Origin of the sequence: Roseateles sp. (genome assembly GCF_049240545.1) — a bacterium.
Classification (GTDB): Bacteria; Pseudomonadota; Gammaproteobacteria; order Burkholderiales; family Burkholderiaceae_C; genus Paucibacter_A.
On record NZ_JBMLSK010000209.1, the window covers coordinates 1 to 14,791 of the forward strand.

15 protein-coding genes are annotated in these 14,791 nt (G+C 59.2%); all 15 read right to left on the bottom strand.

Annotated features, from left to right (window positions below):
- Positions 1 to 128: 128 nt before the first annotated feature.
- Positions 129 to 881 carry a glycosyltransferase family 2 protein gene (locus ACOVRJ_RS13325; RefSeq protein WP_422044335.1) on the bottom strand — a complete coding sequence of 251 codons (753 nt, stop codon included), beginning with the start codon at positions 879 to 881 and terminating at the stop codon, positions 129 to 131.
- Positions 878 to 1,915 carry a GDP-mannose 4,6-dehydratase gene (locus tag ACOVRJ_RS13330; protein ID WP_422044349.1) on the bottom strand — a complete coding sequence of 346 codons (1,038 nt, stop codon included), beginning with the start codon at positions 1,913 to 1,915 and terminating at the stop codon, positions 878 to 880. Before ACOVRJ_RS13330 ends, ACOVRJ_RS13325 begins: the two co-directional genes overlap by 4 nt.
- Entirely contained in the window at positions 1,858 to 2,967 is a 1,110-nt protein-coding gene (locus ACOVRJ_RS13335; protein WP_422044336.1) for a glycosyltransferase family 4 protein, read from the bottom strand. The genes ACOVRJ_RS13330 and ACOVRJ_RS13335 overlap by 58 nt, the downstream gene beginning before the upstream one ends.
- Positions 2,968 to 3,235: 268 nt before the next feature.
- A complete protein-coding gene (locus tag ACOVRJ_RS13340) occupies positions 3,236 to 4,357 on the bottom strand; it encodes a UDP-N-acetyl glucosamine 2-epimerase (RefSeq protein WP_422044337.1) in 1,122 nt (373 codons plus the stop codon).
- Positions 4,350 to 5,360 (bottom strand): polysaccharide biosynthesis protein, encoded by a 1,011-nt coding sequence (locus tag ACOVRJ_RS13345; protein ID WP_422044338.1) that lies wholly within the window; start codon positions 5,358 to 5,360, stop codon positions 4,350 to 4,352. Before ACOVRJ_RS13345 ends, ACOVRJ_RS13340 begins: the two co-directional genes overlap by 8 nt.
- A gap of 20 nt (positions 5,361 to 5,380) precedes the next feature.
- Positions 5,381 to 6,268, bottom strand: a complete 888-nt coding sequence (locus ACOVRJ_RS13350; protein WP_422044339.1) for a dTDP-4-dehydrorhamnose reductase family protein — start codon at positions 6,266 to 6,268, stop codon at positions 5,381 to 5,383.
- Between the two features lie 37 nt (positions 6,269 to 6,305).
- The gene (locus ACOVRJ_RS13355; RefSeq protein ID WP_422044340.1) at positions 6,306 to 6,566 is read right to left on the bottom strand and encodes a hypothetical protein; all 261 of its coding nucleotides are present in this window, start codon (positions 6,564 to 6,566) and stop codon (positions 6,306 to 6,308) included.
- A 397-nt stretch (positions 6,567 to 6,963) separates the two neighbouring features.
- A complete protein-coding gene (locus tag ACOVRJ_RS13360; RefSeq protein WP_422044341.1) occupies positions 6,964 to 8,403 on the bottom strand; it encodes a hypothetical protein in 1,440 nt (479 codons plus the stop codon).
- A 16-nt stretch (positions 8,404 to 8,419) separates the two neighbouring features.
- The gene (locus tag ACOVRJ_RS13365) at positions 8,420 to 9,742 is read right to left on the bottom strand and encodes a glycosyltransferase family 2 protein (RefSeq protein ID WP_422044342.1); all 1,323 of its coding nucleotides are present in this window, start codon (positions 9,740 to 9,742) and stop codon (positions 8,420 to 8,422) included.
- A gap of 25 nt (positions 9,743 to 9,767) precedes the next feature.
- On the bottom strand, positions 9,768 to 11,249 hold the full coding sequence (locus ACOVRJ_RS13370) for a lipopolysaccharide biosynthesis protein (RefSeq protein WP_422044343.1): 1,482 nt from the start codon (positions 11,247 to 11,249) through the stop codon (positions 9,768 to 9,770).
- Between the two features lie 393 nt (positions 11,250 to 11,642).
- Entirely contained in the window at positions 11,643 to 12,617 is a 975-nt protein-coding gene (fcl, locus tag ACOVRJ_RS13375; RefSeq protein ID WP_422044344.1) for a GDP-L-fucose synthase, read from the bottom strand.
- Between the two features lie 9 nt (positions 12,618 to 12,626).
- Positions 12,627 to 12,815, bottom strand: coding sequence for a type II toxin-antitoxin system HicA family toxin (locus ACOVRJ_RS13380; protein WP_422044345.1), 189 nt, complete (start codon positions 12,813 to 12,815; stop codon positions 12,627 to 12,629).
- Complete coding sequence (locus tag ACOVRJ_RS13385) at positions 12,812 to 13,078, bottom strand: DUF1902 domain-containing protein (RefSeq protein WP_422044346.1); 267 nt, start codon at positions 13,076 to 13,078, stop codon at positions 12,812 to 12,814. Before ACOVRJ_RS13385 ends, ACOVRJ_RS13380 begins: the two co-directional genes overlap by 4 nt.
- 84 nt (positions 13,079 to 13,162) lie before the next feature.
- On the bottom strand, positions 13,163 to 14,278 hold the full coding sequence (gene gmd / locus ACOVRJ_RS13390) for a GDP-mannose 4,6-dehydratase (protein ID WP_422044347.1): 1,116 nt from the start codon (positions 14,276 to 14,278) through the stop codon (positions 13,163 to 13,165).
- A 31-nt stretch (positions 14,279 to 14,309) separates the two neighbouring features.
- Positions 14,310 to 14,791, bottom strand: a 482-nt coding sequence (locus ACOVRJ_RS13395; RefSeq protein ID WP_422044348.1) for a cupin domain-containing protein, incomplete at its 5' end; no start/stop codon positions are given.

Below are 14,791 nucleotides of genomic sequence, written 5' to 3' on the forward strand. Positions count from 1 at the left end.
ACGCCTCAAGTGTCTTCCATCGTCCGGGGTGTCCCACCTGGGACATGACAGTTAGTTCAACGTGTTTTCGACAGCATGGCGAGCTAGACTGTGTGATTCGAGTTCCTGAAAATTTTTCAGATTGATTATCAGCGTTGCCAGAATTGGTTAAGTTTTCTGACGTTCTTCGATAGCAAGCTACTCAGGCCTCCAATGCGGTGTCGCCGCATTATGTCGAGGTCTTCGCAGGACTTGCGCCAAATCGTCTTTATCGAACGGTTACTGATGCCGCCCACGCGCATACGAATCAGTAGACGCGGTAGATACACCGGTCGGACGCCCCCGGGGCCGAAGAAGCGCACCACGGAGTCGTAGTCTGCCGATATGCGATATCGTGTGTCGAAAATTCCCAGCCTCTCGTATACAGAGCGCCGTACGTAGAGCGTAGGATGGGGCGGCATCCAACCCGAAGCCAGACCTTTCCGGGAGAACTCGCCTGCCCGCCAATAGCGGATAACTCTCGAAACATCAGCAGCACTAACGTATACAAGGTCGCCATATACCGCCTCGACCGATGGATCCTCGAACTGCCGCGCGATATCGGTGAGTACACGTTCGTCAGCGAACAGATCGTCTGCATGCAGAAACCCAATTACATCGCCAGTTGCCATCTTAATTCCCTTATTCAGAGCATCATAAATTCCTTGATCATGCTCACTTACCAAGCGCGACACATGAATTCCTTCGCGCCGAATAACTTCGACCGTGTCGTCGGTGGAAGCTCCGTCTATAACTATGTGTTCGACATTGGTGTACGTTTGGTTTGCTACAGAGCGCAAGGTGTCACCGATCGTCGCGGAGGCGTTATACGCTACGGTAATTGTGGTGACCCGAACATTCATCGCACACCCTCCCCCCAGATCCTTTTCCTCTCGCTGTCGACCATTGACTGGACGATTGCCGGCATGAACATCGTAGCCTGCCAACCCAACTGCCCGCGTGCATGCGATGCATCACCCTCGCTCCAATCAATGTCAGCCGGCCTGTGCAGCGTCGTATCCAGATCGACATAGTCACGCCAGTCGAGTCCAACCGCCTCGAAGGCGGTCCTGACGAAGTCCTCAAGCGAGTACGGATGTCCGGTTGCAATTACGAAGTCTCCCGGCTTTTCTTGCTGCAGCATTCGCCACATCGCCTCCACGTACTCTGGAGCCCAACCCCAGTCCCGTACTATGTCGACTCGCCCTAGTTTGAGCCGATCCGAAGAGCCGGCCGCAATCCGTACAGCTGAAGATATGATCTTACGTGTGACAAACCTCATCGGGCGCAGTGGTGATTCGTGGTTGAAGAGGATTCCATTACAGGCAAATAGGCCATAGGCCTCTCGGTAGGTACGGGTCAGCCAGTGAGCCGAAGCTTTCGCGACGGCATAAGGGCTTCGTGGGGCAAACGGCGTGCTCTCGTTGGCAGCACGCCGCCCAGTCTCACCGAAGCACTCACTTGAACTCGCGTGATACAACCGGACCGGTTGCCGGAGGAGACGAATGATCTCAAGAACGTTGAGGACGCCGATAGCGATGCTCTCGAGCGTATCGGCGGGTTGGTCGAACGATAGCCCGACTGAACTCTGCGCAGCGAGTAAGTACACCTCATCCGGCTGCATATCGAACATCACGTTAAGCACACTGCGGAAGTCGTTGATGGCCATCGAACGCAGCTGAACGCGATCCCTAATGTGAAGAGCAGCTAAGTTCTCAAACTGGGACATGGCTGCGTCGCGCGAGGTACCCCAGACTTGGTATCCCTTTTCCAGTAGTAATTTCGCTAGGTAGGCTCCATCCTGCCCCGCTACTCCACACACAAGTGCACGCTTCGGCGTCATCGTCCGAGCCCCTTCCCGTACAACGCGAGTGTTTCCTGGGCGCAACGCTCCCATGAAAAAGCGCGGCAACGATTATTTCCTGCTTCAACTAACTTTGCCATCCGGTCGGCTGAACACAAGTGCATTTCGAGACATTTTCTAATCGAGCTTACATCCGAAGGATCGAAGTAAGCGCCCGCCGGACCCACTACTTCGGGAATCGAACTTACACTGCTGCAGGCAACCGGGCAGCCAACGGACATGGCCTCCAGTGGCGGAATGCCGAATCCTTCGTAGAGTGACGGATAGACGAACATGGCCGCGCCCCGATAGGCCTGTGCCAGGGCCTGATCATCACCAGCTCGGTGATGTACCCGTCCTTTGACTCCGAGCCGCGCGATAGCCAATTGCTCACTCGGTGTCCACGAGCCCCCACCGAAGCACAGGAGATCGAACTCGGAGACCAACTGTGGCGAGGATCCATAGGCTTCAATCAGGCGGTCGAAATTCTTGTACCGAGTCCGTGACCCAACATAGAGTAGGTACCTACGTTGACCATCTGGAGCAATCGGCGACACGACAAGTGGCGGCAACGGGTCATACCCGAGATGCGTGACAAAAACTTTGGCAGGGTCAACCGGATGAGCTGCGAGAAGATCGGCGCGAGTGCTGTTAGAAATGCAAAGAACCAAATCGGCACTCAGGACAGCGCGGCGCTTCGCGGTGATCACCCGCTCACGATCAGCAGCAGAGTAGCTAGCCCCGAATTTTTCATGGATCATGTCAAAGACGGATACAACACTGAGCCGCGCACGGCCCGTTGGCGACTGACGGTAGTAGTAAGTACGGTGCAAAACGTCAACTGGGTGTGTGATACACCTCACGGTTGACCAAGCACCGTTAAGCGTGAACAGCAGATGACGAAGTGAACTGCGGAATCGAATGTGCCTGCCGGACGGGACGCTACCTGCGAGGGACTGCAGATGGTCGTTCATGTTGATGATTGCGTCGATCCGGGCGACGACGCCGGGCAGTTGGGCGAGTTGCGATGAGAGGCTAGCAAAATAACGGGAAATACCGCCAAAACGCTGCGCTACGAAGATCTGCGAATCGAATGCGATTTTCAATGATGTCTCGTTTGGTTCAACGCTACCAATTCTACCCGCGTGAGGCTAGCGCGTAGGCAACAACAAAGAATGACGATCCCGCGGCCGTCACATTAACATTAGGAATATGGAGAATGCCATCATCCGGGACCTGACACCTAGCTCCGAAATAGCCGTTACCAAGATGCTGCCAGCCCGTCAACGTCAGTCATCAGTTTCAATGCGACTAAACTGCTGTTGCGCGAAGATCATGACCGCCTATGCGTTGTAACGGCATGAGTAATCCTGGCTAGTGCCGCCAAACACGTCTATTCACGAAATCGGTATAGCTCAAGATGATACGTAGCAACTTATCTGAAACATTATCAGCCTCGTAGTCCCGCACCATCGGTCGTGACCGCGCACCCGTTCGGGGTGTAGCCAGAAGAATCTCAAGCCCTTGCATCACGCGTTCCACGTCGAGGCCAACCATCATCACCGCCGCCTCCTCAAAACCCTCAGGGCGCTCGTGGACCTCGCGCAGGTTGAGCGCCGGAAAGTCGAGTATTGATGACTCTTCGGTAATCGTTCCGCTATCCGACAGCGTTGCACGGGCCTTTGTTTGTAAGTGGATGTAATCTAGAAAGCCAAAGGGCTTTTCGAATCGGATTAATTGATGCGGCGTACTATTGAGTTCGTCTAGTCGCTTTCGCGTCCGTGGATGTGTCGACATTATAACCGTAATCCCGAATCGTTCGGCCAAGGTGTTGAGCAGTACGAGCAGACGGGACAGTGCTGCAGGCGAGTCGACCGTCTCCTCTCGATGCGCGCTCGCAACGAAATAGCCTCCGGGTGTGAGACCAAGTCGACCTAATACGTCCGACGCCTCGATACCTGCACGGTGGCGCTCGATTACCTCACGCATCGGACTGCCAGTGCAGATCACCTGGTCGGGTGGTATACCTTCTCTCAGAAGATAATCACGCGCTATTTGGCTGTAGGTCAGGTTGATGTCTGCAATGTGGTCCACGATTCGCCTGTTGATCTCCTCGGGCACTCGAAAGTCGAAACAACGGTTGCCGGCCTCCATGTGAAATATGGGTACCTTACGTCGCTTCGCTGCGATCGCAGCTAGGCAACTATTGGTATCTCCCAGAAGCAGCATAGCGCCGGGGCGGTGCCGCTCGATCGCACGGTCGGCCGCTATGATCACGTTGCCAATCGTTTCTGCAGCTCCTGCGCCGGCAGCCTCGAGAAACATATCGGGCCGTCGGATATTCAGATCGCGAAAAAAAATCTCGTTTAGTTCGTAATCATAGTTCTGCCCTGTATGCACAAGCACATGATTGCAGTGGCGATCGAGCCTCTCAATCGTGCACGCGAGCCTGATCAGTTCCGGCCGTGTGCCGACGACTGTCATTACTTTAAGCATTAAGTGCCTCCTGCACGATAGGCAATCCTAGCAGCACGTTCTTGACTTGAGCCAAGTCCAAACGTTCAGTGTTATGAGATGTGTAGTCGTCGATCAAGGCCATCTCTACCTCGCCCTCGACAAAGTACTTGTCGTAGTTCAGATCGCGCGAGTCGGCTGGGATACGGTAGTAACGTCCCAGGTCCTCAGAGCGCACCATTTCCTCGCGTGATACAAGTGACTCAAAAAGCTTCTCGCCGTGGCGTGTGCCGATGATTTTGATCTCGCTGCGCGAGCCCATTAACTCGCCAAGTGCTTGGGCGAGGACGCCAACGGTTGAAGCAGGAGCCTTTTGCACAAAGATGTCACCAGGGTTGGCGTTCTCGAAAGCGTACAGCACCAAGTCAACCGACTCTTCAAGGGACATCAGGAAACGTGTCATTGTCGGATCGGTGATGGTCAAGGCGCGGCCCTCGCGTAGTTGCTGGAGGAACAGCGGGATTACCGAGCCACGCGAAGCCATCACGTTACCGTATCGCGTTGCACAAAGAACCGTACGAGCCGGATCGCAGTTACGTGAGTTCGCGACCATTACCTTCTCCATCATCGCCTTGGACAGACCCATGGCATTGATTGGATACACCGCCTTGTCAGTACTCAGCACGACGCATCGCTTGACGCCGCGGGCGATTGCGGCACGGATCACATTCTCAGCACCGATGATGTTCGTTCGCACCGCCTCCATCGGATAGAACTCGCATGAAGGTACTTGCTTCAGCGCTGCAGCATGGAATACGTAGTCCACACCGATCAGCGCGTCGTGGACGCTCTCGTAGTTGCGCACGTCGCCAATGTAGAACTTGACCTTGTCGTTTTTCAGCGCGATTCGCATGTCCTCTTGTTTCTTCTCGTCTCGGCTGAAGATGCGGATCTCGGAAAAGTCCGAGTTCAGGAAACGGTTGAGCACCGCGTTGCCGAACGAGCCCGTTCCGCCGGTTATGAGCAAGACCTTCTCTTTGAACATGATTGGCCCCTGTTTGATGGTTAGTCGGCCGCTGCGGCCTGGAATGCGCGCATTCGGTCGATGAGGGTGGGCCAGTCGTCCGGTGCATAGCCGGCCGCAGCCCTGAATCGGCTGGAATCGAGCGAGCGGTCGATCTGGACCGCGTCGTCGGCGACGATCTCGATCTGCTTACAGTAGGCACGAGAGATCAGGGTTAGCAGCTCGAACTTGTTGATCGCGGCCGCCGACACGTGGTAAGTGCCGCGCAGCTCTGGCCGAGGCAAGACGTGGTCCCGAATCACGCGCGCGAGCTCGTCGGTGGGCAGGCCCGAGAAGATGGCCTGTCGGTAGCCCTTCACACGCTGCTGCTGCGCGAGGAACCATCCCACCAGACCGTGGGCGCTACCGAGCTCGTGGCCGATGATCGAGGTGCGCAGCGTCACCGCAGCCGGATAGTCCACCTCGCCGAGTAGCTTGCTGCGGCCATATAGGTCGTGCGCGTCCGCTACATCGCTCTCTACATAGGCCCCCTTCGCGCCAGAGAACACACAGTCGGTGCTGACGTGTACCAGGCGAGCGCCGGCCACTTCACACAAGCGAGCCAGTCGGTGAGGCAGCATCGCATTGATGGGCAGCGCGAGCAGTGGGTCGTCGGCGTCCACAAGCTGCTTAATCACGCCCACACAGTTGATGACCACCTGTGGGCGCACGGTCGCGAACAGTCGCATCAGGCTATCGGTGTTTTCGACGTCAATGCCCGTGATCACCTGAGGGCGCACAGTCCGGGGCAGGCGCGGCAGCGTGGCGGCCGAGCGCATCGAGCCGAAGACAACGTATCCGTGGCTCGCCGCGAACAGCCGCAGCACGGCGTTGCCTAGCATGCCTGAAGCGCCTAATACCAGGACGGTCGTCGGCCGAGGGTTGGTCATCGGAAAAGGCTCCTTTAAACGGGGGCAAAGGTCGGAGTCAGTACACCGATACCTGCAGCTGGGAGTTCACATCCCCACTGAGGCTGGCGGCAAGGACGGCGGCCGCCGCAGATTGGTGCAGCGCTTTGAGGTGGCGCGCCGCGTGGCTGGCGCGCGCGAAATCTAAATGGCTGAGCACGGCGATCATGACACTGGTAGTCAGCGATCGGGGCGCCCACAGAGAGCCGGTGTTGCCACGCTGCAGATTGTCGAAGACTGCTCTCTTGGCCACTATCCAGTGCGCAAGGACGGCGATCATCTTGGCAATGTTGCAGTACTTCGCCCTGCGAGCGTTTCTCATGTTTGATCAAGGATGGACCGTGCGTGTTGAGGACGGGATGAGGGTCGGTAATGGCCCAAGCTCCGATGAGGCATTTGACTCCCACCTGCGCAGAGCCGACTGAAGGAGCAAACAAGGGGATGTTCAATAGAGTTGAACGCTGTTCTTTGCAATCTTTGGAACTCAAGAAAGCTCGACGAGGCATATACAAAAGGGCGTTACAGGAAGTACCCCGACCAGATTCCGGTCAGGCTGCAACCGTCGGCGCATTGGCCGCAAGCGATGGAAGCCTAGGTCTGCTGGGCACGAAGCCACTGAAAACAGTCAGCCGAAAGTGCATGCGCAGCAACTGCGCCCACCCCAGTTTTTGCAGCCATCATCCAGCACCCGTTGAAGCCCCAGTCCTTGCTTTCACTTGGCTGAGCCAGCGGATCATCGCGAAGACCACCAACACTGGAACCATGGTCTTCAACAGGGGGGTGAGGTGGTAGAAAACCGAGTACTTGAGAGTCATGATGGCCGTGGCGTAGCAGAACGCGTAGACCACCAAGCTCCACCAGCGGGTGCGCCAGCGCACAAAGCAGCGCACGATGAGCGCGAAGAATGCGCCATTTACCAATCCTCGGAACAACAAGTCCAACTCGCCCCCCCAGATGGCGCTATCTGCAATGGGGCTCAGTGTCAATGGGGCCACGAGTGCGTCTGGGTAGTAGTTTCGGGCGTACCAGTCCATCGGGTTCCACCGCATGAAGTCCCCGAAGGTCACGAGCGAGACGAAGTCGTTGAAAAACATGGGCCACTCGGTAGCCGGTAGGCTGCCTTGAGCGCGCTCAGCGTAGAGGTGGAAGCCCGTGAGGAAGACGGCGCCGAACTCGCCGGCGGTCCTGAGCCCTTCATCCGATACTCGGCTCTTCACAGTATCGAGGTCACCTTGTGCCTCGCGGAGGAATTCGATGGCGGTGAACAGTACACCCAGAAGTACGCAGATCATGAAAGCACGCATCAATGATATCTGACGCACCAGCAGGTGGTAGAGAAGTACCGCCTGGAGCAGGATCATCAACGAAAAGATTCGTGAACCAAGGGAGTAAGTTGTCTCGTGCACGCAGAGCGCAATCAGCACGACTGGGATAAGCCATCGGTAGCGCTTGTAATGAAGGAACAAGAGCACGAGCAGGATCGAGTAAAGGCCGATGTTTAGGCGAACGCACACGGACACGAACTTTCGAATCGGCCAGGACAGATGGTCGTAGCGCACGTAGTGCTCGTAGTAGTTGGTCACAGGCCCTGAAAGCAGCAGCAGGATGGCAATGCAGACCACGACCAAGCCCAGGACCATCACCACCATGCGGTCGCTGGAGTGATTCGGGTCGGGCAGTGCTACACGCAGCGGGATCGCTCTGGTGCCGCGTGCCAGCAGGTAACCTGTGGCGACGCTACCGATGAACAGTACGTGGCGCCACAGATGGGTGGCCAACTCGTCGGTTGCAGGAAGCAGCAGAGATAGCGGCCCAGTTTCATCGGCACTGCCCGCGGCCAAGCCGAAACCCGGCACAGCCGTGTATACCGCCGCCCAAGCAAGGTAGATGAAACCCAGTTCGCCGAAGACGCTACCGCCGAGCCGCGCCGACAACAGAACGCAGAAAAGCAGGAACAAAGCCACCGCAGTGAAGGTTGGCGCGATCAATTCGGCCATGACTGGCGAGGCCACGACGCTCACGGACGCGAGCAACGCTGCTGAGGCCAAGACCACGCCGAACGCGAGCAGTGCTGACTGCGTGCCTGGCGGACGAGTGAGGTTGGCAATACTGGTCACGACCACATTCAGAAGCTCAGGCGGAAGTGGATCGCCCCCACTCGCTGTGGGGCGGGAAGGGCGCGCCCTTCTTGAACGACAGCAGGCGGTATTTCAGCGAGTTCGACAGGAAATTCCAAGCTGTGGAAAGGGAGAACTCTGGCGCCGCCTTATGGATGTAGTGCGCGACGAACGCGGCGTCGTAGACGTTCTCGATGCCTAGGCGCGAGGCGTCGAAGTACAGGCGCTTCGGGCTGATGGCGTTGCCCTCCAACGGCCGGCGCAGGTTCTTGCGACGCGTGCCGACCTCACCGCGGAAGAATGCCCCCAGGCCGTGGTGCTCGGCGATGGCGTCTAGGATGACGAGTTCTCGTGTCATTCGCTCACCGGCGAACTGGCCGTCTTCAAGCTCCGACAGAGCACGCTGCAACATCTGCCGGTAGTCGATCGGCGGAAAGGTGCCGGGCCAGCCGGGCAGGTCGCGGGCCGTGAGCAAGAAGTCCACTGTCATCACGGCGATGAGCGGCGAATAAGGCTGGCGCGCCAATTCTTCGTGCATCGGGATGGCCACTGCCTTGGCGAAGAAGTCCTCTGACTGCTTGCGCGCTCTTTCGCTTCCGGCAAGATAGCTGAGGCCGGCGGAGGTCGGCGAAACGCCGTGCATCGAAAATGGCATGCCAGAGAATGCATAGGTCTCCACCTCGCCTGCAAGGACGATCCCAGAGTAGCCGTCGGGCGTTGACGGTGCGTAGAAGCGGCCCCCGGGCGATCGCAACCGGACGCGGTCGACGAGGCCCGTCGAAGCCACCCCCTTTACGTAGATCATTGGCGACTCGATGTCCGCTACGTAGAAGAGATCTTTGACCTGATTCGCGAGGAAGTCCTTGGAGCGGACTATGCGACGCCGGTTGCAAGGTCGCCCATTGCGGGCATGCAGGATCAATTGACCGGTGTGCGAACGGGCACCAGCATACATATACACTGGTGCAGGCCAAGACAGCAGTTCTTGACCTGTTTCCAGCAGTGTGTCGCGCATACCCCGGATGCCGTAAGGTAGCAGGCCGTCATCCCCGCCTAAAGCCATCACATAACCAGGCTTGACCTGATTCAGCGCGAACTCGAAGTTGTCACGCATGCCCACAGAGGCGCCTTGGGAGGCATAGCGGATGCGTGGATCACGCTGTGCCGCCTCTTCAACGACCTCGCGCGTGTGATCGGTACTGCCGTCGTCCGCAACGATGACCTCGAAATTGTCGTAATCCTGCAGCTCGCAGGTCCTTAAGGTGTATCGAAGGTAGTCAGCCCGGTCCTTGGTCGGAATGATGACGCTGAATCGTGGGTTAGGGTCCGTCTGGGACATGTTGTTGCGCTCCGTGCGAGAGGACTCAGATTGTGCGGTCGCTACGCTCGGCCATGTATTGCTGCGCCGCGAACGCCGAGCCGCAGGCCAGCAGGCCGGTGGCGGCGGCCCACGCCAACCCCGACCAACGGCCGAGTTCGTCCGGCATCAACCAGACTGCGGCTGCGGCGAGCGGCCCAGCGGTCAGCAACGGAAGGGTCAGAACCGTGCGATACCAGTGCAGGAGATCACCCCTCAGCAACCGGCGGTGCATGAGCCAGAGCCCGAGTGTGAGGTCCGAGAGGCCGTGCACCAGCCACACCGCGGTGGCCCCGGCAATGCCGAACGCCGGGACTGCCATCACTATCAGCGGCACCCCGATCAGCACCGAGCCCACCATCATCTGGGTGTGCAACCTGGTCCAGCCATGGGCTTGCTGGAACGCCGCCGGCAGCCAGCACAGGCCGGAGCAGGTTATGCCGAGTAGCAACAGCCTGAAGGTGTTGGCGAGTGTCTCGTCGTGACGGCCCAGCCAAGCGTGCAGCAACTCTGGTGCAAAGACGAACCCCACCAAGCCCAGCGGCAGCAGCAACATCGCCATCATCCGGCAACCCTGGAAGTATTCGCGCCTCAGTGCGACGTGGTCGTTCAGAGACAGGAGTTCGGCATAGCGGGGGAAGAACGTTCGGTAGAACGGTTGGATACCCAACTGCAGCAGGCCTGCGCCCGCGAACGCCAAAGCATACTGACCAAGTGCCTCCATGCTGACCATGCGGCTGAGAACGATCCGGTCTGCGCTGGCGAGGAGCACTGCGCACACAGCCGTGAGTGCCATCCCGGCCGAAAAGTTTCGTATCTGTGCCAGCACAGCGCGCCGGAACCGGGGTGCCTCGGCGCCCGGCGTTGACAACAAGTGCCAGGTAAGGGATCTGGTGGCAACTGTCTGTGCCGCAGCGACACCTATCTGGACACCGAAGAACCAAACAATGTCGGCACGCCACAGCAACACGGCGGCCCCTGCACCGTAGCGGAGCGTGTTGCCGGCGACCTGCATCGCATTCATGTGGGCATGCGCCTGCAAGCCAGCCAGGCCATTCGCGTACAGCGCACCGGGAAACTGCAACCCCAGGCTGACTGCCATCAAAAGCATGGCGGTCGAGAGGCTGTGGGCCGGCAAGGTACCTGCTTTCAGCCAGCGATGTGAAATCCAGTCAGAAGAAGCGACCAACGCCAGCATCAGGACCAGCGCTATTCCCCAGTACAGCAGTTCAAGAGTACGCAGCAGATCGCGCCTGATCGTCGCCCCTGAATTGCCTTGCGGGGCGCTCGCGAGCCCCTTGATCAGCGCGGCGCCGATACCCATGTCCAGGAGGCCCATCATCACTTGGAGCATCAACCACAGGCCAACGACTCCGTAACCGCTCAGCCCCACGCTAGAGACATACCATGGCGTGGCCAACACCACCAGAAGACCAGTCCACGCCCCACCAAATAGGTTCCAAGAAACATTCTTGGTATTCAAACGCATCTGCAAAATCCAGTATCTGTGTTCTCTGGCACCATCTCCGTACCGTGTGCTGACGACTGCTCTCAGGCCGGCACCGAGTGGGCATGACTACCAAGATTTCTACCACTCCCTGCGCCAACTTCTGTTCCGCGCACTCCCTTGCTGCAATTAATGAAACGGGGGCCAGTACCGCTTGTCCAGCAAGCACCGCGACCAGCGCGGGGCAGTTCGGGTAGAGGTCCCCGGCAAAGGCCCACTACTGTGATGTCGCGTGACCGCCGGGTGCCCAGGACTGACCGCTCGTCCTAACCAGCCCTAGCGGTAGCTGGAATGATTCAGCTCGCAGTCCGCGCGCCTGCCGCCTATGCCTCTGGCTCACACGTGCAGCCGGGATGTGGAGTAGCAGAGAAGGGATTACTTTCGAAGAGAGCTTACGTTTTGCAGAAACCACCTGTACGCAGCCTGCAAACCCTCTTCCAGCGAGAAGGCCGCCCGCCCGCCCAGGGCCGCCAGGCGTGTCACATCCATCAACTTGCGCGGCGTGCCGTCCGGCTTGGTGCGGTCCCACACTAACTGGCCCGTGAAGCCTGTCACCCGGGCGATAGTTTCAGCCAACTCGCGAATCGTGCAATCCATCCCCGTGCCCACGTTGATGTGGCTGAGCATGGGCTGGGTGTGGGCTTGGTAAACGTCCAGTGGCAGCTCCATCACATGCACGCTGGCCGCGGCCATGTCGTCCACGTGAAGGAATTCACGCATGGGCGTGCCACTGCCCCAGATGATCACTTCCTTGGCCCCTGTCTGCACCGCATCATGAAAGCGGCTTATCAGCGCAGGGATGACATGGCTGTTCTCGGGGTGGAAGTTGTCGCCCGGACCGTACAGGTTGGTGGGCATGACGCTGCGGTAGTCCCGCCCGTGCTGGCGGTTGAAGCTTTCACACAACTTGATGCCGGCAATCTTGGCAATGGCATAGGGCTCATTGGTGGGCTCCAGCGTGCCTGTGAGCAAGGCGTCTTCGCGCATGGGCTGAGGGGCCATGCGCGGGTAGATGCAGCTGGACCCCAAGAACAGCAGACGCTGCACGCCGGCGTGGTGCGCGGCGTGTATGACGTTGCACTCCATCATGAGGTTGTCGTAGATGAAGTCGGCCGGGTAGGTGTTGTTGGCATGGATGCCGCCCACCTTTGCCGCGGCCAGCACCACCACGTCGATACGCTGGCGCGCAAAGAAAGCACGCACGGCGGCCTGGTCTGTCAAGTCCAGCTCGGCATGGGGGGCGGTGATGAGGTTGGTGTACCCCAACGCTTGCAGCCGCCGCACGATGGCGCTGCCCACCATGCCGCGGTGGCCGGCGATGTAGATGGCGGCAGACTTGGATAGATGCATGGTCGACTTTCAGAACCGATGCTGGATACCTGCCTGACGCATGATGGCGTTGGCGGTGTGGCGCGAGTAGTAGTTGGTGGAAACCGTGACGTTGCGCTTGCCGTTCGACCACACTTGATGAGAACCCCCGGTCTGCCGAAGCAGACTGAACCCGTGTGACTTCAAGATCTTGACCACAAGTTCGTAGTACCCGTTCATGCTGGCACGGGGCTGTGCAAGATGAAGTCCGTCTGGGCGCGAGGCTTGGTCTGCAGCTCCAGTTCAAGCAGCACGGCGGCAGCGGCCAGGGCCTCCGTCTTGATCTCGTCCAGTGTGGGGGCCTCCACCACCAAGCCTGGAAGGTCGGGACTTTCGGCCACGTAAACGTTGGCCTCGAGGTCTTGCCGTATCTCTACGCGCAGGCGCACCGACATGCCCAGCCTAGCCACCGCACGCCAACCCAGCCACCCCACCTGGTACATCTCAGCCTCCGAAGATCACGCAGCCACCACTGAAAGCGCCTGAGGGTAACGCAACCACCATGCTGTTAGCATGAGCCAGGATGCTCATTCCCTCGCCATCGCCGTATGAAACCCATGCCTGCGCAGCAACGCCGTCTGCTGCGCGGCCTTCAGGTCTTCGGCCACCATCTCGGCGCACATCTGCTGCGCGGTGATCTCGGGCACCCAGCCCAGCTCGGCCTCGGCCTTGCTCGGGTCACCCAGCAGGGTTTCTACCTCGGTGGGGCGGAAGTAGCGTGGGTCCACCGCCACGATGCAGTCACCCACCTTCAGCGCCGGCGCCTTGTCGCCTGAGATGGCCGCCACGCAGCCCTTCTCGTCCACGCCCTGGCCTTCAAAGCACAGGGTGATGCCCAACTCCGCAGCCGTCCAGGTGATGAACTCGCGTACCGAGTACTGCACGCCGGTGGCAATCACGAAGTCTTGCGGCTTGTCTTGCTGCAGCATCATCCACTGCATGCGCACGTAGTCCTTGGCGTGGCCCCAGTCGCGCAGGGCGTCCATGTTGCCCATGTACATGCACTTCTCCAGCCCCTGTGCAATGTGGCTCAGGCCGCGGGTGATCTTGCGGGTGACGAAGGTCTCGCCCCGTCGCGGGCTCTCGTGGTTGAAGAGGATGCCGTTGCAGGCGTACATGCCGTAGGCCTCGCGGTAGTTCACCGTGATCCAGTAGGCGTACATCTTGGCCACCGCGTAAGGGCTGCGCGGGTAGAAGGGCGTGGTTTCCTTCTGTGGAATCTCCTGCACCAGGCCGTAGAGCTCGCTGGTGCTGGCCTGGTAAAAGCGCGTTTTCTTCTGCAGGCCCAGGATGCGCACGGCCTCCAGCAGGCGCAGCGTGCCCATGGCGTCCACATCGGCGGTGTACTCGGGGGCTTCGAAGCTCACCGCCACGTGGCTTTGCGCGCCCAGGTTGTAAATCTCATCGGGCTGCACCTGCTGCACGATGCGGGTGAGGTTGGAGGTGTCCGTCAAATCCCCGTAGTGCAGGATGAAGCGCTGGTGCTCCACGTGCGGGTCTTCATAGATGTGGTCCACCCGCTGGGTGTTGAACAGCGATGCGCGGCGCTTGATGCCGTGGACCTCGTAGCCTTTTTCTAGCAAAAACTCGGCAAGGTAGCTGCCGTCTTGGCCGGTGACGCCGGTGATGAGTGCATTTTTCAATTTCTGTTTCCTCTAAACCTGACTTGAATCTTCAACCGCGACCGTAGGTGTCCTCGAACCGGACGATGTCATCCTCGCCCAGATAGCTGCCGGACTGCACCTCAATGATCTCCAGCCACACCTTGCCCGGGTTGGCCAGGCGGTGCACCTCGCCCAGCGGGATGTAGGTGCTCTGGTTCTCGGTCAGCAAGATATTCTTGTCGCCACAGGTCACCTCGGCCGTGCCGCGCACCACGATCCAGTGCTCCGCGCGGTGGTGGTGTTTCTGCAGGCTCAAGCTGGCACCGGGCTTGACCCCGATGCGCTTGACCTGAAAGCGCTCGCCGGCGTCCACGCTGTCGTACCAGCCCCAGGGGCGGTACACCTTGCGGTGCAGGTTCTGTTCCTCGCGCTGCTGGCGGCTGAGCGCGGCGACGATGGCCTTGACCTCCTGGCTTCGCGAGCGCTCGCTCACCAGCACGGCGTCGGCCGTCTCCACCACCACCACGTCCTGCAGGCCGATCACGCCCACCA